Here is a 22,513-nt window from a genome sequence, read left to right as displayed (position 1 = left end):
GAGCGCTTCGAAGATTGGCACCGATTCTGATCAAATGAACAGCCACCCTAGGATTGGTTGATATCACTTTGAGATATATAGGCGATTCCAGTTCTTCATCCGGGCCCGAAACCAGGTGCGCTGTCGTTTTGCGAATTGCCTGGTCGAGATGGTGGCGCGCTCGCGCGCCTGATCCAGGGTCATCTGGTGGTCCAAAAACGACATCAGCTCGGGCACGCCGATGGCCTTGAAAGCAGGCAGCGCGGGATCATAGCGCTCGCGCATGGCTGCCACTTCGTCCAAAGCACCGTGTTCCAGCATCTGATCAAACCGGCGGACGATCCGGTTCAGCAGCCACGCTTTGTCGACGTCAAAGACCAGAGGGGTACAATCCTCGATCTGCAAGACCGGCGGCGGGGTGTCTGCCTGCCAGGCGTTCAAGCTGCGCCCGGTGGCACGCTGAACCTCCCACGCGCGTTGGACGCGTGCGCGGTTGTTGATGTCGAGCCCGGCCAAAGTGACGGTATCTAAGCCAGTGATCAGGTCTGACAGGGGTAGTTGATCCGCCTCTTGTCGAACCTCGGGCGGAGTGGCCGGGATTTCGGCCATGCCTTCGGTCAGGGCTGTAAAGTAAAGCCCGGTTCCGCCAACAATGATCGGGCGCTCAGTGCCCGTCAGCAGCGGTACGACCTCACGCAGCCAATGACCGGTGGAATAACTCTGATCATAGGCGATGTGACCATACAGCTTGTGCGGCGCGCGCGCTTCGTCCTGTGCCGATGGTCTGGCCGAGATGACCTGCCAGCAGTCATAGACCTGGCTGGCATCCGCATTGACGATAACCCCCCCGAAGGTCTCTGCGATCCGCAAGGCGAGCTCGGATTTACCCGATGCAGTCGGACCTGCGATCAGGACGGGTTTGCCGTCTTCGATCGGGGGTAAATCACCCCAAACCTGTGCCGGGTTGTGCTGAGCCATATCGGTGTGTCTTATTCCTGACCAACCGCATTGAACCTGCGGAGGTTTTGCTTCATTTTGCGCCGGAAAATAAACCCGTGCCAGCCCGGAGCGCAATATGAGCCTGACCTCATCCACCGACATCGCGAAACCCAAGTATAACCGCGTTATGCTGAAGATCTCTGGCGAGGCGCTGATGGGGGATCAGGGATTCGGTCTGCACCCGCCAACCGTTCAGCGCATCGCGCAAGAGGTAAAGTCAGTCCATGATCTGGGCGTTGAGATTTGCATGGTGATCGGCGGAGGCAACATTTTTCGCGGCCTCAGCGGCTCGGCCCAAGGGATGGAGCGGACCACAGCCGACTACATGGGTATGCTGGCCACCGTGATGAACGCGCTGGGGATGCAATCGGCTTTGGAGGAGATCGGGGTGTTCACCCGTGTGATCTCGGCCATTCGCATGGATGAGGTCTGTGAACCTTATATTCGTCGTCGCGCCGTGCGACATCTGGAAAAGAAGCGGGTTTGCATCTTCGCCGCCGGGACGGGCAACCCATATTTCACCACCGATACCGCCGCGACACTTCGGGCCAATGAGATGGCCTGTCAGGCGATCTTCATGGGTAAGAACGGGGTCGATGGTGTTTATGACAAAGACCCCAAGGAACACGCGGATGCCGTGCGCTATGACACGGTCAGCTATGATGATGTGCTGGCCAAACGCCTGCGGGTCATGGATGCCTCGGCCATCGCGCTGGCGCGGGACAATAACCTGCCGTTGATCGTGTTTGGCCTGGATGAGCCCGGTGGGTTCCGGGGCATTCTGGCCGGTGAGGGGACCTATACCAAGGTTCAGGGCTAACACCGCGCAACCAGCCGAAAGCACATAGGGGAGGGACCGATCATGGCACCGTTAGATATTGATTTCGTGCGGGCGCAATTCCCGGCCTTCTCTGAGCCCAGTTTGCAGGGCAAGGCTTTCTTTGAAAACGCGGGCGGCTCCTACACCTGTAAGCCGGTCATCGACCGGCTGACGCGGTTCTACACCCAGCGCAAGGTGCAGCCCTATGCACCATTTGCAGCCAGCCAGCTTGCGGGCGCCGAGATGGACGAGGCACGCGCCCGGCTCGCCGCCATTCTGGGGGTTGAGACAGATGAGTTGAGCTTTGGACCGTCAACCACGCAAAACACCTATGTTCTGGCGCAAGCCTTCCGGCAATGGCTGAAACCGGGTGAGGCGATTGTCGTCACCAATCAGGACCACGAAGCAAATTCCGGCCCCTGGCGGCGGCTTGCAGACGCAGGCGTCGAGGTGCGGGAATGGCAAATTGATCCTGACACCGGCGCGCTGGATCCGCAGGACCTTGAAAACCTGCTGGATGAGAAGGTGCGCCTTGTCTGTTTTCCGCATTGTTCCAACGTGGTGGGTGAGATCAATCCGGTGACGGAAATCACCGCAATCGCCCATGCCGCAGGCGCTTTTGTCTGCGTGGATGGTGTGTCTTATGCACCGCATGGTCTGCCGAATGTCGGCGATCTGGGGCCGGATATTTACTTGTTTTCCGCCTATAAAACCTATGGCCCGCATCAGGGATGTATGGTCATCCGGCGCGGGCTGGGTGAGTTGTTGCCCAATCAGGCACACTATTTCAACGGCGATGTCTTGTACAAACGGTTCACGCCGGCCGGGCCAGACCACGCGCAGATTGCAGCGAGCGCCGGGATGGCCGATTACATCGAACAGCTTTGTCTGCATCACGGTGGCCCAAAGCAAGGCGCGGCAGAGCAGGGCGCCTTTGCCCATGACCTGATGCGCGCCCATGAAGAGGCTTTGCTGCAACCGGTTTTGGATGCCGTGAAAACCCGCAACACCGTGCGTCTGATCGGCCCCTCGGATGCAACGCGCCGCGCACCAACGGTTGCACTGGCGTTAGGACGCCAAGCTGAACCTGTTGCCGCAGAACTGGCAAAACATGGTGTGATGGCAGGTGGAAGCGACTTTTACGCGGTGCGCGCGTTACAGGCGATGGGTATTGATCCCGCCGCGGGTGTTCTAAGGGTCAGCTTCACGCACTACACCACGCAACAGGAAATTGATCAATTGCTGGAGGCGCTTGACCGCGTTTTGTGATCCACTTTCAGCCCTGTTTCGTAGTGCGAAGAAAACAACAGGCTGGCTATGTCGTCACAGCACTCTCCGATCATCGTCTGGTTTCGCAGGGATTTGCGCCTGTCCGATCATCCGGCGCTGTCCGCTGCTGCGCAAACAGGTCGCCCAGTGGTGCCGGTATACATCCTTGATCCTTTGGCCGAGGCGCTGGGGGCCGCCCCTAAATGGCGTTTGGGTCTGGGGTTGGATGCCTTTTCCCAAAGCTTAGAACAGATTGGCAGCCGTCTGATCCTTCGGCGCGGCGATGTGTTGGCGCAGTTGCGCGCGGTGATCGCCGAGACAGGCGCGTCCGAGATTTACTGGTCACGCGCCTACGACACCGACTCGATTGCACGTGATACTAATATAAAGGCGAAGCTCATCGAGGATGGCGTTCAGGCCAAATCCTTCTCAGGTCATCTCTTGTTCGAACCCTGGACCGTTGCCACCAAAACCGGGCAGCCATTTCGGGTGTTCACGCCGATGTGGCGCGCGGTGCAGGGGAGAGACGTGCCAGAGCCTGATGCGGCCGTCACGCGCCTGACCGCACCGTCGCACTGGCCCCAGAGCGACACCCTGACTGACTGGAACTTGGCGAGGCCCATGAACCGGGGTGCGCAGATCGTGCGCCCCTATGTCCAGCCCGGGGAAAGCGCCGCGTTCGATCATTTGGACGGGTTTCTTGACCGTGTCGCGCGCTACTCTGATGACCGGGATCGGCTGGATATCGACGCGACCTCAAACCTGTCAGAATATCTGTCGCTGGGTGAGATCGGGCCACGGAGCGCATGGCACAGGGTGCAGCGCGCGGCAATGCTGGGGGTTTCGGGTACTGGTAGCTTTTTGAGACAACTGGTGTGGCGCGAGTTCGCCTATCACCTGATGTATCACACGCCGCATCTGCTCAGCGGAAACTGGCGGCCTGAATGGGATGCATTTCCGTGGAACAGGGACGCGGATCGTCCTGAAGTGACAGCGTGGAAGCAGGCAAAAACCGGTATTCCGGTGGTCGATGCGGGCCTGCGAGAGATGTATGTGACAGGCCGAATGCACAACCGCGCCCGGATGATTGTCGCAAGCTATCTGACCAAGCATTTGATGACCCATTGGAAGATTGGCATGCGCTGGTTCGAGGATTGCCTGATCGATTGGGACCCGGCCTGCAATGCGATGGGGTGGCAATGGGTGGCCGGATCGGGTCCCGATGCCGCGCCGTTCTTCCGTATCTTTAATCCGCTGACCCAGCAGGAAAAGTTTGATCCACAAGGCAAATATCTGGATCGCTGGATCGCCGAAGACCGTTCGAACCCAACGCCCACGGCCCTGTCATATTTCGAAGCGATCCCCCGAAGCTGGGGGCGGAATGCCGGACAATCCTATCCGCCGCCTGTTGTTGAAATGGCCGAAGGCCGCGCCCGCGCACTGTCTGCGTATGACAGCCGAAAAAAACCAGTAAGGAACTGAAAACTTGCAAGAAACAAAAACCCGTCCTAGCCTGCATCAAACACCGCAGAGGGGAGAGCGGATGACCCTGACATCGACCGAGGGGCAGAAAAACCTGCCCAGATATTTTGCCCAAGTCTTCAAAATGCTCGGCAAGATGGAGTCTGGGCGATTGGACATCACACTGCCTGATGGGCGTGTGTTTCGGACCGAAGGTGCAAAACCTGGCCCTATTGCCGCTGTCGAAATTCATGACCCGGATGTGTTTGCTCGGTTGATCCGCGAAGGTGAGCTTGGATTTTCGGACGCCTATCTGGAAGGGCATTGGAGCACGCCGGACCTGCGATCTTTCATGGATCTGGTGCATCTGGGCTCGGAAACGGTCTATGATGGGTTTACCGGGAAGTTCCTTGTTCAGGCTTATGAACGTCTGCGGTTCTGGTTGCACCGGAACAACCGGGCTCAGGCCAAGAAGAACATCTCGTATCACTACGATCTGGGGAATGAATTCTATGGGCTGTGGCTTGATGATACGATGACCTATTCCAGCGCCTTGTTCGAAACCGGGCAAGAGAGTTTGGAAAAGGCGCAGACCGCCAAATACGCCAGCCTGATTGACGAAATGGGCGTGAAACCCGGTGATCATGTGCTTGAGATTGGCTGCGGGTGGGGCGGCTTTGCCGAATACGCCGCGAAAGAGCGTGGCCTTAGGGTCACGGGCCTGACCATTAGCCAAGAACAGTTGAAGTTTGCGCAGCAACGCATGGAAAACGCTGGGCTTTCCGATATGGTTGATCTGAAGTTGCAGGATTACCGAGACGAAACCGGGCAATATGACGGCATCGCCTCGATCGAGATGTTCGAGGCCGTTGGGCAGAAATACTGGCCCGTCTATTTCGATACGGTGCGCGAGCGGTTGAAACCGGGGGCGCAGGCGACGCTGCAGATCATAACTGTTGGCGATCATCGCTGGGATTACTATAAAAATGGCGTTGATTTTATTCAGAAATATATCTTTCCGGGCGGTATGTTGCCATCGCCGACAGTTTTGCGTCAGCAAATCGATCTGGCGGGGCTGAACCTGGTGCGTTCAAAAGAGTTCGGCAAGAGTTATGACCTGACTTTGCGCCGCTGGTACGAAACCTTCAACGCCAAATGGGATCAGATCTCGGACATGGGGTTTGATGAGCGTTTCCGCCGCATGTGGAATTATTATTTGACCGCATGCGGTGCCGCCTTTGACACGGGCAATTGCGATGTGACACAGATCACCATAGCAAAGCCAAGTTAAGGAACGGAATACGCAATGCCCACAGCCGCACGTCTTGTTGCCGCCCTTTGTCTGGTGGTGGTGGCCTTTCTGGTGTCGACCATGATCATCGAGAATGGGGACGAGGGCAAAGACTATGGCTATTTCACCCTTGTGAACATCGCGCTGGCCGTTGCCTGTGGCTGGAAGATCATGGGTAAACGCGCCGGGCGTGGATGGACGGCAGGGATCAACAATGGTCTGACCGGAGTGGCCTCGCTGGTGTTTTGGGCGCTGTTCGTGCAGGGCTGTTACGAGATGTTCCGCCTGGCCATGCGCAACCGCTATGATGGCCCGTTCGAGGCTGTGAAGGCGATCTTTGTGATCGGAGTGGATTATGGAAAGCTTCTATTGGTCCCTGAAATCCTGATCACATTGGTTGTTGGATCCGTCGTGGCAGGGCTTGCAACCGAATTCGCCAGTCGTCGCTGGCGTTGACCCTTCACTCCAAGTAGAAAGCTTCTCCGTGTCAGATTTGTTCTTTTACGGCACTCTTCGCTATGTCCCGCTGCTGGAGCGTGTCCTGGGCCGATCCGCAGAGGATTTGAGCATCACACCGGCGGCCCTTGCAGATCACGCGGTTCACGCGGTTCAGGGGCAGGACTTCCCGATGATCCAACCCGTGCCCGGCGCACAGGCCAATGGTTTGCTGGTGCGCGGCCTAAGCGAGGTCGATCTGGCGCGGCTTGCGTTCTACGAAGGCGGTTTCGACTATGATCTGCAAACGCTGAGCATTGATTTGTCAGATGGCGCTCAGACTGAGGCTCAGGTGTTTTTTCCAGCCCCCGGCGCCTGGGTTCCCGCAGGTCTGTGGTCATTGGATGCATGGGCCGAAAAACTGGGGCCCGTCACGGCCCTCGCCGCCGAAGAGGAGATGGCCTATTTCGGCAGGGTCGACGCAAGGCAGATGACCCGCAGCATGCCCGCCATCCAGACCCGTGCCTGGGCCAAGCTGTTCGCCCGGCAGCGGCGCACTGGTGATCCGCGTGACATCACACAGGACGTGATCGTCCACAGCCACCGCCGCGCCTATGTCGACTATTTCGGGATGGAGGAAATCCAGCTTCAACATCGCCAGCATGACGGTTCGATGGGGCCGGTTCTGAACCACAACAGCCTGTTGCAGGGCAGTGCTGTGGTCGTTTTGCCGTATGACCCTGTGCGCGATGTCGTTCTGCTGGTCGAACAGTTTCGGACACCGATTTTCCTGATCGAAGACCCAGAACCCTGGATGTGGGAACCTGTCGCGGGCATGATCGATCCGGGTGAAACCCCGGAACAAGCCGCGCATCGCGAAGCATCGGAGGAGGCCGGGGTCACCTTTGATACGCTTGAATTTGCCGGCGGGTCCTATTCATCCAGCGGATCGTCGACCGAGTACCTGTATCTCTATGTCGGACTAGGAGAGCTGACACAAACCACGGATACAGGCGGTTTGGCCAGCGAAGGTGAAGATATCCGTACACGGATTGTGCCTTATTTCGAATTCATCGACCTTGTAGACAGCCACGCCTTCAAGGATTTGCCGCTTCTTTCCTTAGCCCATTGGCTGGCCCGCCACCGGGACCGGCTGCGCGAGTGACTATCGCGCTTGTGGTTGCGGCAGCGCGGCTGTAAATCTTGCCTGATACCAAATGACATGAGGGCGCCATGCGCATTGCACGAGACCTTGCCGACGCAGTCGGGAAAACACCGCTGATCCGGCTGAAACGCATCAGTGAAGAGACCGGATGCGAGATCCTCGGCAAGGCCGAATTCATGAACCCAGGTCAGTCCGTCAAAGACCGCGCGGCGCTTTACATCATTCGCGATGCGGTTGCCCGAGGTGAGCTAAAGCCTGGTGGCACGATTGTTGAAGGTACCGCGGGCAATACCGGGATTGGTCTTGCGCTGGTCGGTGCGTCCATGGGGTTCAAAACCGTGATCGTGATCCCGGAAACCCAATCGGAAGAAAAGAAGGACATGCTACGCCTTGCCGGTGCGCAACTGGTACAAGTGCCCGCCGCGCCGTATCGCAATCCCAACAACTTTGTCCACTACTCGCGCCGTCTGGCCGAGGAGCTGGCCAAGACCGAACCCAATGGCGCGATCTGGGCCAATCAGTTCGACAACGTCGCCAACCGTCAGGCGCATGTGGAAACCACCGGGCCTGAGATTTGGGAACAGACCGACGGCAAGGTGGACGGTTTTGTCTGCGCGGTCGGATCGGGCGGCACTCTGGCGGGTGTGGCCGAGGCGCTGCAGCCCAAAGGCGTGAAAATTGGTCTGGTCGATCCAATGGGCGCGGGGCTGTATTCCTACTACACCACTGGTGAGATCGCGACCGAAGGCAGTTCAATTGCTGAAGGGATCGGGCAGGTGCGCATTACCAAGAACCTCGAAGGGTTCACGCCCGATTTCTCATATCAAATGTCCGATAACGAAGCGCTGCCCTATATCTTCAATTTGCTGCGCGAAGAAGGTCTGGTTATGGGCGGATCAACCGCGATCAACATGGCGGGAGCCGTGCGTCTGGCCAAGGATCTGGGCCCCGGCCATACCATCGTAACCATCCTTTGTGACTACGGCACGCGCTATCAATCGAAACTGTTCAACCCGGAATTCCTGCGGGAGAAAGAGCTGCCGGTGCCTGATTGGATGACGGAAGTGCCCCGCAAAATCCCCGGTGTGTTCGAGGATATCTGATGCTGCAACAGGTCCGCCTGTTTCTGGTTCTGATGATGTTCGGCCTGTTCGGGTTGGTTGGCGCAGCCAGCGCGCAACTGACCGACAGGCAGAGTGAGTATTATCAGGGCTGGATCAAGACAGCGGACCGGGCCGAGGCGGTGATTGATGCAAACCGTGCATCGAACGCCGCAATGGAAAATCTGCGTTCCGAGATCAATGGGTATCGTGAGGATTTTAACACGGCACGTGGCGCCAACACAGAGCGGATACAGACCCTTGAAAGCCAGCTAAAGGCCCTGGGGCCCAAGCCCGAAGGCGATACCTCGGAACCTGAAGACATCGCCGCGTTGCGCGAACATCTTGAAAACCAGCTCAATAGCTTAAGGGTTCCGCGGATCATATCCGAAGAAGCATTCAGCCGTGCCAACGGGTTGATCAGCGAAATCGATCAGATCCTTCGAGAGCGTCAGAAAAAACAACTGCTTGAAAAAGGGCCGTCACCGATCAATCCCGTCTATTGGGGGCCGGCTTGGGCGGATGTGAAAGACGCTTTCCGCAGCCTCATCAATGAAACGGTCGAGAATATGCGGACAGATGTTGTTCGCGAACAGGTTACCAATCGTGGTTTAGGCATTTTCGTATTGCTGATACTGTCGGCTGTTTTGCTGATTTTTGGCAAATACTGGTCAGAAAAAGGCGGTGACTATCTGCGCAATCTCGGCGGTCGCGGCGCGGGTGCGTGGACCTTTGTGATTTCTCTGCTGCGGATCGTTTTGCCCTGGATCGGGGTTGTTGCCGCCGTGACAGCAATCGACATGACAGATGTTCTCGGTCTGCGTGGCACTTTGCTGTTGGATGAGATTCCCTACTGGGCTGCGATCATTCTGTTTTATGACTGGATTGGCCGCCAGATCTACGTGATGAGCGCGGCGAATGAGTTCAAACGCATTTCCCCCGCCAGAATCACCGAACTGCGCATATATATCGATCTTCTTGCGATCATGCTGATCCTGCACGAGCTGGCGTTGCTATTCGAGCAGATTGAAAACATCTCTGATGCAACCCGTGCTGTCGTCAGTTTTCCGATCATCGTAGTCACTGCGCTTTTGCTGCTGCGTCTTCGGCAAATTCGAATCAATGACATACGGTCTGAAGGTTCCGATCAAGCGACCACGGTACGCAGCGCCGGTTTCACCCAAGTGATCGAGTTTTTGCGCCGCGCAGTTTTCTTGCTGGGTATCACAACGCCTTTCCTGGCGATTTTTGGCTATATCAACGCGGCCGAGGCCATTGTCTTCCCCGCTGTTAAGACACTTATTCTGATCGCTGCGCTGGTCATCATCCAACGTTTTATCAGCCAGGTTTATGGCTGGATTACAGGGCAGGGTGATGCTGCACGGGATTCTTTGTTCGCAGTTTTGGTCGGGTTTGCCCTGTCGATACTGGCGTTGCCGATTTTGGCGATTTACTGGGGCGCGCGTGAGACAGATTTGTTGGAAGCCTGGTCGCGGCTCTTGGAAGGATTTAACATTGGCGGGATAACAATTTCGCCCAGTAACTTCCTGACCTTTGTCGCGGTGTTTCTGATTGGGTACGGGCTGACGCGTCTGTTGCAAAGCGGGCTGCGAAACTCTTTGCTACCCAAAACCAGTATCGACCCGGGTGGGCAAAATGCAATTGTGGCCGGGTCCGGCTATGTGGGAATTTTCCTGGCGGCTTTGGCGGCGATCATGGTTGCTGGCTTTGATCTGTCTTCTCTTGCGATTGTAGCCGGTGCCTTGTCTGTGGGCATTGGTTTCGGCTTGCAGACGATCGTATCGAACTTCGTTTCGGGCATCATCCTGTTGGTTGAGCGACCGATATCCAAAGGCGACTGGATCGATGTAAACGGAATGATGGGCTATGTACGCGATATCTCGGTGCGGTCGACGCGGATTGAGACTTTTGACCGCACAGATGTGATCGTCCCCAACTCGGATTTGATTTCCGGCGTGGTCACCAACTATACCCGTGGCAATACCATCGGGCGCGTGATCGTGCCCGTGGGCGTCGCCTATGGCACCGATACACAGCAGGTTGAAACGATCCTGGGTGAGATTGCCAATGCACATCCCATGGTTCTGGCGAACCCAGCGCCCAGCGTGGTGTTCCAGGGGTTCGGCGCGGATTCGCTGGATTTTGAAATCCGGGCGATCCTTCGGGATGTGAACTGGGTGCTGTCGGTAAAGTCCGACATGAATCACGAAATCAACCGACGCTTCAACGAAGCGGGTATCGAGATTCCGTTCGCTCAGCGTGACCTCTGGCTGAGAAATCCCGAGGCGCTGCAGGCGCAATCGCCTGCCGCCAAGCCCGAAGTGGAACCAAGACAGGCACCTTCGAAACCTGCCGATTTGACCCAGGCGGACCTGTCTGACGGTGACGGGGATGAGCTGTAGCCCGATTTCCAAGTCGACCGCGAAAGGTTGAGTTTTCGCGCTATTCGCCCCTTGCAAATCCCCCGGCGATGGTTCAATTATCCCGCTCACGGAGAGGTGGCCGAGTGGTCGAAGGCGCACGCCTGGAAAGTGTGTAGGCGGGAAACCGTCTCCAGGGTTCGAATCCCTGTCTCTCCGCCATCACCCCTTACTGACAGGACACTTCGCTTAGCCGATATGTGGGTTTGGACTTGTGTTTCTTGCAGCAGCTCATTGCTGGCATGGTTGTTGATAAGAAACTAAGCTAACTATCTAAGGAACAATCGGTACTTGGTCCGGAGGTAGCCTATGAAATCTGACAACCCCAAACACGCAGCACCTATTGATGCCGCGGCGCGTCAGGCCATTCAGCCCGTCATTTGCTACCCTCCTGACAGCCTGGCGCAACCCAATCTGAGTGGGTTGGAAACGTTGCGAAAAACAGCACGTAAATCGGCAGAAGTGACGGCTGCGCCGCGCGATGCTGCCTGTATCGACGTGCCCGCCGGTGCCTTCTTTCGCATCGCCTCGGTCGAAGGGTCGCAGGTCGGGGATTTGAACCTGTGGAACACGCATGACCTGTCGGAGCGGTTCTATTCCGGCAAAACCCGCGCGTTGCATGGCACGCATTTGTCGACGGGTGACCGGATGTGGTCCAGCTTTCCTTTCCTGCGCCCGATGGCCACTATAGTTGACGATACGCTGGATTGGTACGGGTTTGATGCCTTCGGTGGCTCGGTCCATGACGTGATCGGCACGCGGTGCGATCCGTATACTGGTCGGCTGCTGTCTGGTCAGGACTACCATTATTGCTGCCATTCGAACCTGACACGCGCACTGGCCCAGCATCGTGATATACCCTTGCACGAGGCCGAGCCGCTTGTGCATGACGTGCTGAATGTTTTCATGTGCACCGGCTTCACACAGGAGACCGGGCAGTATTTCATGAAGGCCAGTCCGGTGCGCCCTGGCGATTATCTAGAGTTTTATGCCGAAATAGACCTGACCGTTGGTTTGTCAGCCTGTCCGGGCGGGGATTGTTCGTCCGAGCATTCATCGGATACCGCAGCATGCTATCCCTTGTTGATCGAGGTCTACGATCCGGGCGATGAAGCGCGATCAGCACATGTGCAACCGGCTGTGTCCGCGTATGATCAAACACACGGAACCTAGTAAGCGATGACTCACAATTCGATGTCACGTTTTTTAGCAGATACACAGGTTGCAGGCGCTTTGACTCGTTAAACGTTAACAAAACCGTAAATTTGATGTAGTCTCATGGTGTTATTCAAAGGTAGCACCCGGGTATTCGTGTGGCACAGACGCTTTATGAGAAATACGGTGGTTTCAAAACAATCAGCCGGGTGGTGATGTCATTTTATGAAATGGCGTTAGAGTCCGACCAGATCGGTGACTATTTCGAAGATATCGATATGCCTCGATTGATTGATCATCAGACCAAGTTTGTATCCTCTTTGATCGGTGGCCCGGCTTCATTCAGCGATGACAGGATCAAGGCGGTTCACAGCCATCTCAATATTACGCATGCGGATTTTGACGAAATGGCTGCGCTGTTTGGTGAAGCTTTGGAAATGCATGGTGTATCAGCTCAGGATATCCAAACTGCCCTTGGAGCGATTGAAAACAAACGTTCGATCATAGTGGTTCGGCACGCTGCATGAGCATTCATGCCATCAATGAACAACTACTGCGCGCGATCGGGGTTGGCGTGGCGATCGTTCGGGCGTCGGACCTGAAGTTCGTCTTTCACAACGGTCCTTTCTCGGAATGGTTCGGCACTCCTGAAAAGAAACAGACGCTCTTGGACCTTATCCCCGACCTTGATCTGCGTGAACTGGATGACGTGAAACAGTCCGGACTACGCTACTCTGTTGAGTTACAGATCAAACCTAAGCGCCGGACGCTGGTCTTTGCGGTTACCGTTTCGTTGACCAATGAACTGTCAGACCAACTGCTGATTGTTGAATGCCAGAACATCACACGCATTCGTGAGCTTGAAAGCATGATCGATAGCTACTCGACCATGGTAGAGCGCAATACCCGTGAGCTGGAGCGGGAAAAAGAGAGGGTCGAGCGTCTGCTGCTGAACGTCATGCCGCGCGCGGTCTATGAAGAGTTCAAAACCTTTGGCGTTGTGACGCCTCAGTTGTACAAAGAGGTCTCAGTGGTGATGCTGGATTTTGTCGGCTTCACTGATTTCGCCGCCAAAACCGATCCAACAGTCACACTCAGCGAATTAAACGATATCTTCACGGCCTTTGATCGGATCGTCGAACAGTTCGGTTGCGAGCGGATCAAGACGATTGGCGATGCTTATCTGGCTGTTTCCGGTATGCCGGATGCTACGCCTGATCACGCAACCTATGTAGCTCATTGTGCAGTGCGCTTTCTGCGATATCTTGAGCGTCGAAACGAAAGCCACCCGCATAAATGGCAGGCTCGGATTGGTCTAGGCATGGGCGCGGCTGTCGGGTCGGTCGTGGGTATTCAGAAATATGTTTATGATGTGTTCGGGCCTGCGGTGAACACAGCTGCGCGTCTACAGGTCTTTGCAAACCCGATGCATATTGTTGCTCCGGAAGAGATGAAATACGCGTTGATTGACGAGTTCCAAGTGTCGGATATCGGGCGCGTTGCGATCAAGGGAATGGGTGACATGGACTTGATCAATGTCACGTCAGGGCTAAGTGTTCCTCAGGGCAGTGGTCGCATCTGAACCAATCAATCGTCCTGTGGGACCAGACCCAAACCTCGCAGATAGATGCCGATGCCGCTTTCCAGCAGATCCTCAGGTGGGAAGGGTGATGTCGCACCCGTGTTGCGGGCATAAAGCTCGACCACGCCGTGGCTCATGGCCCAGATATGTGCACTGAACATCGAGGCAGGAGGGCGTTTTTCCGGCGGAATATGCTGCGACAGGTCAGCGGCTGCCTTTTCCAACACGGATTTGGCGCGGTTCGCTGCCAGTGACAGCTCGGGCGTGCGGTTCACTGAGACACCGCTTTCGAACATCGCAATATAGTGGCCCGGATGTTTTCGGGCAAAAGCCAGATAGGCGCGGCCTGTGGCCTCGAACGCGGCCAAAGCCGAAGGCTGCCCCTGATCATAGGCATATTGCATAAGGTCCGCGAACATCTCGAATCCCTGTTTTGCCGCCTCGGCAATCAGGTCTTCGCGCCCGTGATAGTGGCGATAGACGGCAGCAGGGGTGACACCGGCGGTTTTGGCGGCCTCGGACAGGGTAAAGCCCGTTGGCCCCTTCTCCTCGATCAGGGACAACGCGGCCTCGATCAAGGCTTGCTTCAGGTTTCCGTGGTGGTACCCGCGTTTCGTCATCCCGGCCTCAGAGTTCTTTGTTCAATAGGTTATTGAAACTAAAGAGATAGAGTATCCGCAAGAGTTCGTCCAACGCTTGACGCGCGGGATATCACCTAAGTGGTCCGGCAACCTTAGTTGGTTTCGGCCGAGTTGTCTGGCGTAACCGCTTGTTTCGCCTTTGATTTGGCTGGTTTGCGTGTCAAAGCACCGCGCGGGTCTTTTTTGAACAGCTCATACGCGTTCTTGAAGGGGCGGAAATACAGCGTGATCGCATTGTTCCAGGTCCCGTCTTCACCATTTCCCAAACCGTATTCGACATTTTCATTGGTTTTAGGCGAATACAGCGTCCCGGCGCCCCAATCCCAAAAGGCAAAGATGAAGCCCATATTCTTGTCCCAGTGCTTGCGCGCTTTTGAGTGGTGGATCTGATGCTGGGCGGGGCTGACAAAGACATGTTGAATCCAGTTGGGATATTGAAGCCAGACATGGCTGTGCCGAAGGTTGAACGCGACCACGAAGAACAGAAAGATCACGATGTTCAGACCAAACAGCGTAAAGGCGCGCGCCCCGGTGCCGAAATACTGATCCAACAGCGCGACGACGACGCCAACGGCAAAACCACTCATGGAGGTAGAGATGATCTCTTCTAGCGGGTGCATGCGCGTCGCAGTTAGCGGTGTCATCACTTCGGCAGAGTGATGCACCTTGTGGAATTCCCACAAGAATGGAACCTTATGGAAGATATAGTGCCCAAACCAGAGCGCCCCATCCACGGCCAGCACAGCGACGAGCGTATAGACGGCGGATACGGTCCAGGATGGCTCGGACGGGCCTGGGCCAGCAGGTCCCATGATTTTTTCGACCAGGGCATACCAGACCGAGACCTGAATCAGGACCGAAGCATAGATGGCCGCGATGATGGATTTGTTCACAAAGAACATCACATAATCAGCCTTGGCGGATTTATGCGTCAGGATATCCCAAGGCAGCAACCATTTAATCAAGCCTTTCAGGCTTTTGCGGGATCGATAGAAAACGAAGATCGCAAAGGCCAGGGCAGTTGCCATATGCAGAAACGATAGGCGTTGCGTTGGGTCAAAGAACAATTCGAAAGGATGACGGAAGGCCGCGTAAATCTCATCAACCATGATCAGCTCCTGCCTGGATACTGGTTTTTTTGTGAATTATGAGCTGTGTCGGCGGCAATGACGTGGCCGAATTGAGGCCAGTTTCTGTCATTTTGGTTGGATATTGCTCAGATGCTTAGTTTTCCCATATCTCGGCCCCGCCGCATATCTTTTGGTCCACTTTGCCCAGGGCTTTGCGGTCTTTCTGATCGTAGTCCAGGGCGTGCAGAACTGTTTGGATCGCGGCGATGCGCGCGCGCTTCTTGTCGTCTGAGCGGACAACAGTCCAGGGGCTTTTTTCGGTATGCGAGCGGGTCAGGGTCTCGGAGATCGATTCAGAATACGCCTCCCACTTGTCCAGACCAGCCACGTCAATCGGGCTGAGTTTCCATTGCTTCAACTGATCGGTCTCGCGTGCCAGAAAACGATTAAGCTGTTCGGCCCGGCCGACATTCAGCCAGAACTTGAACAGTCGAATACCATCGTTAACCAGACCGGTTTCCAGGGGAATGACCTGACGGAAAAAGCGTTCCCGTTCTTCTTGCGTGCAGAAGCCAAAGACATTCTCAACCACCCCGCGATTGTACCAGCTGCGGTCAAAAAAAACGATCTCGCCTGCGGCAGGCAGATGAGGGATGTAGCGCTGAAAATACCATTGGCTGCGCTCAGCATCTGAAGGTTTGGACAATGCCACGTTACGTGCGCCCCGAGGGTTCAGATTTTCGCGAAACCGCTTGATTGTGCCGCCTTTGCCTGCCGCATCGCGACCTTCAAAAATGATCGCGACCCGTTCGCCGGTTTCCTTGACCCAGGACTGCATTTTGACCAGTTCGATCTGTAGCGCATCGATCTGAGCCTCATAGTCTTTTGACTTCATCTTTTGCGCATAAGGGTAGGTTGGGTTTAGGATATCGCCTTTTTCGGCGGTCTTGATCAGTGCGCGAACGTCCTTGGGGGCTTTCTTGTGATAATATGCCTCGATAGAGCCTTTTTCGGACCGGGCCATGCCTCACCTCATGATAAAATCCATAACTTACTATGGATTAGCTGATCACTTAACGCAAACCCGCACGTTTTGCGGCGCGATTGATGGACGCGGCGACCGCATCGGCGGCGACGACCTGAGGCATGTGGCCGATCCCCGGCAGTTCGATCAGTTCTGCATCCGGTATCTGGTCAATCAGACGGTGGGAATGCCACTCCAGGCCAACCGTGTCATCCGCCGTTCCATGCACGATCTCGGTCGGAACAGAAATCTCTGAATAGCGCGGCTGCAGCGCGGTCACTTCGTCCAGAAGGTTTGCCCGTTGCTTGGCATTGGCATGCATCGACGCGCGGCGCATCGTCAGTGCTGGCCCGAAATGCGCGGCATACCCCTCTGGCGCGGCCTGAGGGGCAAAAACCCGGTCCATAGCCTGTTCTACATACCAGTTTGGCACAAAGGCCGTGATCAACGGCAGGGCGACGGCATTTCCGGTTGGGGTTGAGGCAAGGCGATTAAAACCATCCAATGGCGTTTCCCAGGGGATCGCCGCAGGAGCGATCAGAACAAGGGCCGAGATGTCGTTGGGCCGTGTTACAGCCCAAGCCAGCGAAACCGATCCACCATAGCTTTGCCCGGCAACGATGGGTTTCTCTGCCCCAAGCTGCGCGGCGGCCTTTTGCAGGATGTCGGCCTGTTCGATGATAGTTTCCCCATCCGGGTTGAAGCTGGCCGTATAGCCCAGACCGGGGCGGTCAAACACGATCACACGATAGTTCTGGGCAAGGATCGGAGCCATTGCAAAAGTCATATCGCGGGTGTTGCCGCTGGAGCCATGGATCAACACCACATCCGGCCCTTCGCCCATGACAACCGCATGCACCGCAATCCCATCGACATCCAGTATCCGACCTTCGGGGGGGAAGGCGGCCTCGGCCCGTGCTTCGATCTGAGCGCTGCGCCAAGTGGTGAAAATGGCGAGGCCCAGCAGGAGTATGACAAATGATATCAGTATCTTAGCGGCCAATTTGGTCCATATCGAACGGTGTTGTCTGGTAGATTTCGTTGATCCAGTTGCCATAAAGCAGATGCGCATGGCTGCGCCACCTGTTCTGAGGCGTCTGTGCAGGATCGTCATCCGGGTAGTAGTTGATCGGCACATTGATTGGCGTGTTATTGGCCACGTCCCGATCATATTCCTGTTTCAGCGTATCGCTGTCATATTCGAAATGGTTAAAGATATAGAGCGCACGGTGCCCCGGATCTTCGACCAGACAAGGGCCAACAGCATCGCTGCCCAACAGGGTGTTCAGACCCGGTGCGGCATTGATCTCGGCCTGCTTCATTTCAGTCCAACGGCTGACAGGAATAACGCAATCATCTGAAAACCCACGCAGAAATGGCGAGGCAGGATTTAAATTCTGGTGCCGAAAACAGCCAAAGGCCTTGGCGTCCAGCATGTGTTTCTTGACACCGTGGAAATGGTTGATCATCGCCATTCCACCCCAGCAGACGCCGAAGGTGGAATGCACGTTGGTTTGCGTCCATTCGAACACTTCGCTGATTTCGTCCCAATAGGTGACGTCAGGGAACTCCAGATGCTCAATCGGGGCACCCGTAATGATCAGGCCGTCGAACTTCTGGTCCTTCACCTCCTGAAACGGCCGGTAGAATTCCGCCATATGCGCGGCAGCCGTGTTCTTGGTGCGGTGTTCCGTCATACGGATCAGCGACAGATCGATCTGTAGCGGTGTCGCCCCGATCAGACGTGCAAACTGATTTTCTGTTTGGATTTTCTTGGGCATCAGATTCAGCAGCCCGATGCGCAGGGGGCGGATGTCTTGTCGCATCGCTTGATCCTCGGCCATGACCATGACGCCTTCCTTTGTCAGGACATCATAGGCGGGCAGGTCTGAGGGTATTTTGATTGGCATCGGTTCAAGCTTTGGTAAGTAAATGGAAACTGCTAGTTAGGCCTTCTTGGCCTTTGCCTCAAGGGCACCTTCGATCAACTCATCGAAATCAGATGTATCGCGCACGCGTTCGATTTCGGCCGCGGTGACGGTGATGCCCCAGTTTTTGGCCATCGCCTCGTATCTGGGCTGACGGTGGGCCAGCGCCTGGGCATAGGTCCAGCGGATGAAGGCATCGGGATCGACCTCACCCTCGGAACAGCCTTGCTGATCCAGATAATCGGACCAGCTGCGCGCCAGAAACTCGGGCTGATAAGACATTGGCTTAGGGGCTTTGTCGAAGCGGCGTATCAGCTTGGCCGTGTGTTCTTCATCGCCCTTGAGCCAGATCATCAGCGTCTGCTTGGACAGCTCGCTCATTACCTGATCCGAAGGGTCATCCGGATCGACCCATTCGCAAATCGACCCGCCGGTGTCACAGATGAAGTGCGGGTAGCTATACAAACGCTGAGCGCGATCAATAAAGTATTCGGTATCCAGCAAGGCGTGGATCTCAGCCAGCCGGAATTGCTCCTGACGGCGACGGTATTCGGGCATCTCAAGCCCGCCCTTGGCCGGGTCACCGGGCTTGCCCAGATAGGCGGCCACGGGGGTCAAATTCTCGAACGAGATATTCGAGCCGATATAGATGGAATCCGATAGAAGCAGGTCGCGCAGAAAGGGCACTTTCATCGCTTCGGCTTTGGCGTTGTCGGTGATGTATTCGCCCATATAACGCGTACCGATCCGGTAATCGATCGAATAGTGAAACCAATCACCTGAATCGCGCAGGATGTTGGACACATAGGTTTTGCCCAAGCCCGACATGCCGAAAAACAGCACTTTCTTGCGCGCAGCTGTGCGCCAGTCTTTTGCCGAGCCGTAGATCATGATCCGCTGTCCCTTTGTTTCGCCTTTGCTAGAACGGGCGAGGGGGCGCGTCAATCACGCTTGCCGGGGCGGTTCAAGATCAGCAGGCCCAGTGCGAGGATCGCAAAGCCGATAAAGGCGTTTGCGCCAAGTGCTTCGTCCCGCAAAAGCGAGCCGAGAACGATGGCGACCGGAGGGATTACAAGGGTTACCAACATCAGATTTCCACTGCCTGCCATGGCAAGTACGCGGTAATAGAGCAAATAAGCCGCCGCCGTTGCGATGATCGCATAGTATCCGATGGCAGCCCATGTCACTGCCGGAAGGGCAAGTATGGGCAGCCCGTCATGAATGATACTGATTGGAAGGGTCAGCAAGGTTGCCCCTGTCAGCATTCCAGCAGCCGCGAGGATAGGAGACAGACCCGACAGGTGTTTACGGCCCCACGCGCTGGCGAATGCGTACGAGACCGTGCCCGCCAGTACGGCGAGTTGGGCAAGGCTTTGCAGATTGAAACCGGTGAAACTCTTTAATCCGATGGCAATTGAGACGCCAAGAAACCCCAATACCACGCCGATCAGCCGGTTGGGTGTAAGCCGTTCGTCTTTGAAGAACAGCGCGGCGACCAATACGCCGAAGACTGCGGTTGCGGCGTTCAATATCGCAGTCAGGCCGGTGTCGATGTAAAGCTGCCCCCAGGCCATCAGTGAAAACGGGATGGCGTTGTTCAAAAGGCCCATGATCAGGAACGCGAGCCAAACCTTTGGACTTTTGGGGATCTCAATGCCTTTGATCCAGACAATCAACCATAGCGCGGCCATGGCCCAGAAGGTCCGGTGCAGAACCGAAGTCATAACCGGGATAGTGTCCAGAGCGATGCGGATCGCCACAAAGGACGCGCCCCAGATCAGACCGAGCAACAGCAGTTCGGCCCAAGCTCGGGGTGAGAGATGTTTTTGAGGTTCCATGGCCTTAACTTGTCATTCAATGACAGTCGCCGCGACCCGGTTCTTGCGAAAAAGAAAGACCCCGCCGGGTGGGCGGGGTCCAATAAGGTTCGTTTGCTGCCTGATCAATTCAGCGCGTAAGTGATCTGGAAGCCTACGCTCCATGCGCTGTTACCGGTGAACGTTCCTCGCGCATTCGGGCCAGCGCCATCAGCTATTGCGTCGCCGATGTCGGTGTAACGAACACCACCGGAAATTTTTGCGTTCTCTAAGGAATAAGTTCCACCCAGACCAACGCTCCAGAATCCGTCGGTCGGGCCGAGGTTCGATACAGGAGTACCTTGGGATGACTCGTAGCCCAGCGTCACAGCACCGGAAAACTCGTTCGTGAATTGATAGCCCAGCCCAAGCGAGTATGTAAAAGTGGCCTCATCGTAGTCAACAAGGTTCGAAGTCGGTGGGTAGTTTGGTGGGTTGTACACAAGCTGTGGCCAGTCAACCCAGCGGATTGAGCCAAACAGAAGCGTCTTTGGTGCTACGCCCGTTTGAAAGTCCAGATTAATCGACTGCGGAGTTTCAACTTCACTCGAAGAGTTTACGGGCAATCCTCCAGTCAATGCACTGGATTCTGTCTGAGAAAGATCGTGTGAAATCTTTGAGTTATAGGTAAGCGAAACTCGTGCAGCGATCTCGGGCTTTTCCCAAGCCACACCAACAACGTATCCGAACGCGATGTCTGCATCGGTTTCCACGTTGTAGCCGGCGGCAAGCGGCACGGTAATCGATGCTGTCACCCGCTGTGCCCGAACACCACCAATTGCGCTGAAGCCTCCGTCGAATTTGTAACGCAGCAAAGCAGTAATCGCATCCGTGTCAGCAGTTGCCTGCAAGACGCGGGGATCTGTCGGGTTAGCCGGGTTGATCGAAAGCGGGTAAGCAGCTGCGTACTGGATATCAGCACCAAATGGCTGATCATACATGATCGCGAAATCCAGTTTTTCCGTAAGGGAGGTCTTGTATCCCAGATGCGGTGTAAAAAAGTCGTTCGCGACTTCACCGGAATCGACGGGTTGACCTATGTTCGGCCCGGCGATAGCCGGCATAGTTCCTGTGACACTGGGGTTCGTATACCCTAGACGGAACTGAACCGCCGAGCCTTCTTCAAAGATAAGATTGATGCCTTGGCCGCTGCGGTCCAGACCGCCTGCATATCCTGCCGATGCCCCTACGCACAGCGCGCATGTGGCGAGTAGTGCCTTTTTCATTGCTGTCCTCCCTTGTTTTCGATGCGAGCCTGATTAAGTGAAACTGAGTGTGTTTGACTCTGACCCGTTGAATAATGCCCGATAGTTTCTTTTCGGTTAGTCTAAGGTCAACGGGTGACGGAGCGTTACTTATTGCAACTAGGTTTATGGACTGTTGCTAAACTGTTACGATTTTCAGACCAAACGTTCAGAAATATGCCCGAAAATATCACCGCGGCGCCCAGCATGGTCCAGTGATCAATTGGCTCATGGTACAACAGCATGCCCACCACCGCAATTGTGGGCAGGCGGGCAAAGTCAAACGGTACGACCACAGTTGCGGGTGCGATGGATAAGGCATTGGTAATGCAGAAATGTGCCAGCAATCCGGCCAATCCGACCAAAACCAGAAATGGTAGGGTTTGCGCGTTTGGCAGGGCGATCTGACCATCCAGACCGGCCGCTGCCGCGCCGAGTGCGGCTTGCATCACCGCCAGCCAGAACATGATGCAACCGATACTGGAAAAGCGCGTCAACTTCTTCGTGGTAATCGTTGTAAATGCGAAGAAAATTGCAGATGTCGCGGCGGTTATCAGCCCTGGGCTCAACGGTGCCGCGCCGGGGCGCGCGACGATCAGGATACCGGCGAAGCCGATGAGGGCGGCCAGCATCTTGAGTGGAGTCAGACGTTCTTTCAACAACAGAGGCGACAGAAGGATTACCCAGATCGGTTGGGTGAATTCCAGCGCAAAGACCTGCGCCAGGGGAATCACTCCGACTGCGTAGAACCACAGATTTTGCCCGGTGAAATGCAGCACATTGCGCACCGCATGAAGGCCCAGTCGCTGGGTTGTGACCTGATGCCATTTGCCGGTTACACTCAGCACCAGGGCGACCACCACGATGCCCACAAAGCTGCGATACATCATGATTTCAAACGTGTCGTGATGCAGGCTCAGCTCTCGCCCCGCTACGGCCATTGACGAGAATGACAGAATGGCCCCGGTCATCCACAGGGCTGCCTTGCCGATTTGAATTGAGCCCTTATCCACCCGGTGTCCTTCGCAATTTTTGGCTTTGCAACTGGACCTA

21 protein-coding genes and 1 tRNA gene are annotated in these 22,513 nt (G+C 55.8%); 12 read left to right on the top strand and 10 right to left on the bottom strand.

The features are described 5' to 3' along the window. Nucleotides 1–63: 63 nt before the first annotated feature. Nucleotides 64–957, bottom strand: a complete 894-nt coding sequence (gene miaA, locus AC2FFE_RS06895) for a tRNA (adenosine(37)-N6)-dimethylallyltransferase MiaA (RefSeq protein ID WP_496846254.1) — start codon at nucleotides 955–957, stop codon at nucleotides 64–66. A 97-nt stretch (nucleotides 958–1,054) separates the two neighbouring features. On the opposite strand from miaA, the gene pyrH reads away from it, so the two are divergent. The 12 genes from pyrH (at nucleotide 1,055) to AC2FFE_RS06835 (ending at nucleotide 13,697) form a co-directional block, all read left to right on the top strand. Beyond that, nucleotides 1,055–1,798 (top strand): UMP kinase, encoded by a 744-nt coding sequence (gene pyrH, locus AC2FFE_RS06890; protein WP_496817673.1) that lies wholly within the window; start codon nucleotides 1,055–1,057, stop codon nucleotides 1,796–1,798. Between the two features lie 42 nt (nucleotides 1,799–1,840). Further along, nucleotides 1,841–3,067: an aminotransferase class V-fold PLP-dependent enzyme gene (locus tag AC2FFE_RS06885; RefSeq protein WP_496846253.1), complete on the top strand. Its 1,227-nt coding sequence runs from the start codon at nucleotides 1,841–1,843 to the stop codon at nucleotides 3,065–3,067. A gap of 48 nt (nucleotides 3,068–3,115) precedes the next feature. After that, a complete protein-coding gene (locus AC2FFE_RS06880) occupies nucleotides 3,116–4,549 on the top strand; it encodes a cryptochrome/photolyase family protein (RefSeq protein WP_496846252.1) in 1,434 nt (477 codons plus the stop codon). Nucleotides 4,550–4,610: 61 nt separating this feature from the next. Beyond that, entirely contained in the window at nucleotides 4,611–5,819 is a 1,209-nt protein-coding gene (locus AC2FFE_RS06875; RefSeq protein ID WP_496846251.1) for a class I SAM-dependent methyltransferase, read from the top strand. Nucleotides 5,820–5,834: 15 nt separating this feature from the next. Next, nucleotides 5,835–6,275 (top strand): TrgA family protein, encoded by a 441-nt coding sequence (locus tag AC2FFE_RS06870; RefSeq protein WP_496817678.1) that lies wholly within the window; start codon nucleotides 5,835–5,837, stop codon nucleotides 6,273–6,275. A gap of 28 nt (nucleotides 6,276–6,303) precedes the next feature. Continuing rightward, the gene (locus AC2FFE_RS06865; protein WP_496846250.1) at nucleotides 6,304–7,419 is read left to right on the top strand and encodes an NUDIX domain-containing protein; all 1,116 of its coding nucleotides are present in this window, start codon (nucleotides 6,304–6,306) and stop codon (nucleotides 7,417–7,419) included. A 68-nt stretch (nucleotides 7,420–7,487) separates the two neighbouring features. Continuing rightward, nucleotides 7,488–8,522: a cysteine synthase A gene (locus AC2FFE_RS06860; RefSeq protein WP_496846249.1), complete on the top strand. Its 1,035-nt coding sequence runs from the start codon at nucleotides 7,488–7,490 to the stop codon at nucleotides 8,520–8,522. Next, nucleotides 8,522–10,942 carry a DUF3772 domain-containing protein gene (locus AC2FFE_RS06855; protein WP_496846248.1) on the top strand — a complete coding sequence of 807 codons (2,421 nt, stop codon included), beginning with the start codon at nucleotides 8,522–8,524 and terminating at the stop codon, nucleotides 10,940–10,942. The genes AC2FFE_RS06860 and AC2FFE_RS06855 overlap by 1 nt, the downstream gene beginning before the upstream one ends. 90 nt (nucleotides 10,943–11,032) lie before the next feature. After that, a tRNA-Ser gene (locus tag AC2FFE_RS06850) sits at nucleotides 11,033–11,122 on the top strand. A 147-nt stretch (nucleotides 11,123–11,269) separates the two neighbouring features. Further along, nucleotides 11,270–12,133 (top strand): urea carboxylase-associated family protein, encoded by an 864-nt coding sequence (locus AC2FFE_RS06845; RefSeq protein ID WP_496846247.1) that lies wholly within the window; start codon nucleotides 11,270–11,272, stop codon nucleotides 12,131–12,133. A 140-nt stretch (nucleotides 12,134–12,273) separates the two neighbouring features. Beyond that, complete coding sequence (locus tag AC2FFE_RS06840; RefSeq protein ID WP_480542917.1) at nucleotides 12,274–12,642, top strand: group I truncated hemoglobin; 369 nt, start codon at nucleotides 12,274–12,276, stop codon at nucleotides 12,640–12,642. Next, a complete protein-coding gene (locus tag AC2FFE_RS06835) occupies nucleotides 12,639–13,697 on the top strand; it encodes an adenylate/guanylate cyclase domain-containing protein (RefSeq protein WP_496817683.1) in 1,059 nt (352 codons plus the stop codon). Before AC2FFE_RS06840 ends, AC2FFE_RS06835 begins: the two co-directional genes overlap by 4 nt. Nucleotides 13,698–13,702: 5 nt before the next feature. On the opposite strand, the gene AC2FFE_RS06830 is transcribed toward AC2FFE_RS06835, so the two are convergent. From AC2FFE_RS06830 to AC2FFE_RS06790, 9 genes are all read right to left on the bottom strand, one after another. Beyond that, a complete protein-coding gene (locus AC2FFE_RS06830) occupies nucleotides 13,703–14,317 on the bottom strand; it encodes a TetR/AcrR family transcriptional regulator (protein WP_496817684.1) in 615 nt (204 codons plus the stop codon). Nucleotides 14,318–14,430: 113 nt separating this feature from the next. After that, nucleotides 14,431–15,447, bottom strand: a complete 1,017-nt coding sequence (locus AC2FFE_RS06825) for a sterol desaturase family protein (protein ID WP_496817685.1) — start codon at nucleotides 15,445–15,447, stop codon at nucleotides 14,431–14,433. A 115-nt stretch (nucleotides 15,448–15,562) separates the two neighbouring features. Beyond that, nucleotides 15,563–16,432 carry a polyphosphate kinase 2 gene (gene ppk2, locus AC2FFE_RS06820; protein WP_496817686.1) on the bottom strand — a complete coding sequence of 290 codons (870 nt, stop codon included), beginning with the start codon at nucleotides 16,430–16,432 and terminating at the stop codon, nucleotides 15,563–15,565. A 49-nt stretch (nucleotides 16,433–16,481) separates the two neighbouring features. Next, a complete protein-coding gene (locus AC2FFE_RS06815) occupies nucleotides 16,482–17,435 on the bottom strand; it encodes an alpha/beta fold hydrolase (protein ID WP_496817687.1) in 954 nt (317 codons plus the stop codon). Then, nucleotides 17,425–18,342, bottom strand: coding sequence for a homoserine O-acetyltransferase MetA (metA, locus tag AC2FFE_RS06810; protein ID WP_496817688.1), 918 nt, complete (start codon nucleotides 18,340–18,342; stop codon nucleotides 17,425–17,427). The genes AC2FFE_RS06815 and metA overlap by 11 nt, the downstream gene beginning before the upstream one ends. A gap of 36 nt (nucleotides 18,343–18,378) precedes the next feature. Next, complete coding sequence (locus tag AC2FFE_RS06805) at nucleotides 18,379–19,251, bottom strand: ATPase (protein ID WP_496817737.1); 873 nt, start codon at nucleotides 19,249–19,251, stop codon at nucleotides 18,379–18,381. Between the two features lie 50 nt (nucleotides 19,252–19,301). Next, nucleotides 19,302–20,198: a DMT family transporter gene (locus tag AC2FFE_RS06800; protein ID WP_496817689.1), complete on the bottom strand. Its 897-nt coding sequence runs from the start codon at nucleotides 20,196–20,198 to the stop codon at nucleotides 19,302–19,304. 104 nt (nucleotides 20,199–20,302) lie between these two features. Further along, complete coding sequence (locus AC2FFE_RS06795; protein WP_496817690.1) at nucleotides 20,303–21,442, bottom strand: OmpP1/FadL family transporter; 1,140 nt, start codon at nucleotides 21,440–21,442, stop codon at nucleotides 20,303–20,305. Nucleotides 21,443–21,567: 125 nt separating this feature from the next. Continuing rightward, nucleotides 21,568–22,473, bottom strand: a complete 906-nt coding sequence (locus AC2FFE_RS06790; RefSeq protein ID WP_496817691.1) for a DMT family transporter — start codon at nucleotides 22,471–22,473, stop codon at nucleotides 21,568–21,570. Nucleotides 22,474–22,513 lie beyond the last annotated feature (40 nt).

It is taken from the genome of Ruegeria sp. YTSA168, assembly GCF_059610045.1.
This window is presented reverse-complemented; position numbering and strand designations above follow the sequence as displayed.

What these genes read in the sequence shown, in the direction of transcription:
- miaA (WP_496846254.1), bottom strand. Translation starts at nt 957, where the DNA reads ATGGCTCAGCACAACCCGGCACAGGTTTGGGGTGATTTACCCCCGATC.
- AC2FFE_RS06845 (WP_496846247.1), top strand. Translation starts at nt 11,270, where the DNA reads ATGAAATCTGACAACCCCAAACACGCAGCACCTATTGATGCCGCGGCG.
- AC2FFE_RS06870 (WP_496817678.1), top strand. Translation starts at nt 5,835, where the DNA reads ATGCCCACAGCCGCACGTCTTGTTGCCGCCCTTTGTCTGGTGGTGGTG.
- AC2FFE_RS06800 (WP_496817689.1), bottom strand. Translation starts at nt 20,198, where the DNA reads ATGGAACCTCAAAAACATCTCTCACCCCGAGCTTGGGCCGAACTGCTG.
- pyrH (WP_496817673.1), top strand. Translation starts at nt 1,055, where the DNA reads ATGAGCCTGACCTCATCCACCGACATCGCGAAACCCAAGTATAACCGC.
- AC2FFE_RS06835 (WP_496817683.1), top strand. Translation starts at nt 12,639, where the DNA reads ATGAGCATTCATGCCATCAATGAACAACTACTGCGCGCGATCGGGGTT.
- AC2FFE_RS06855 (WP_496846248.1), top strand. Translation starts at nt 8,522, where the DNA reads ATGCTGCAACAGGTCCGCCTGTTTCTGGTTCTGATGATGTTCGGCCTG.
- AC2FFE_RS06880 (WP_496846252.1), top strand. Translation starts at nt 3,116, where the DNA reads ATGTCGTCACAGCACTCTCCGATCATCGTCTGGTTTCGCAGGGATTTG.
- AC2FFE_RS06860 (WP_496846249.1), top strand. Translation starts at nt 7,488, where the DNA reads ATGCGCATTGCACGAGACCTTGCCGACGCAGTCGGGAAAACACCGCTG.
- AC2FFE_RS06795 (WP_496817690.1), bottom strand. Translation starts at nt 21,442, where the DNA reads ATGAAAAAGGCACTACTCGCCACATGCGCGCTGTGCGTAGGGGCATCG.
- AC2FFE_RS06875 (WP_496846251.1), top strand. Translation starts at nt 4,611, where the DNA reads ATGACCCTGACATCGACCGAGGGGCAGAAAAACCTGCCCAGATATTTT.
- AC2FFE_RS06830 (WP_496817684.1), bottom strand. Translation starts at nt 14,317, where the DNA reads ATGACGAAACGCGGGTACCACCACGGAAACCTGAAGCAAGCCTTGATC.
- metA (WP_496817688.1), bottom strand. Translation starts at nt 18,342, where the DNA reads ATGCCAATCAAAATACCCTCAGACCTGCCCGCCTATGATGTCCTGACA.
- AC2FFE_RS06885 (WP_496846253.1), top strand. Translation starts at nt 1,841, where the DNA reads ATGGCACCGTTAGATATTGATTTCGTGCGGGCGCAATTCCCGGCCTTC.
- ppk2 (WP_496817686.1), bottom strand. Translation starts at nt 16,432, where the DNA reads ATGGCCCGGTCCGAAAAAGGCTCTATCGAGGCATATTATCACAAGAAA.
- AC2FFE_RS06825 (WP_496817685.1), bottom strand. Translation starts at nt 15,447, where the DNA reads ATGGTTGATGAGATTTACGCGGCCTTCCGTCATCCTTTCGAATTGTTC.
- AC2FFE_RS06805 (WP_496817737.1), bottom strand. Translation starts at nt 19,251, where the DNA reads ATGATCTACGGCTCGGCAAAAGACTGGCGCACAGCTGCGCGCAAGAAA.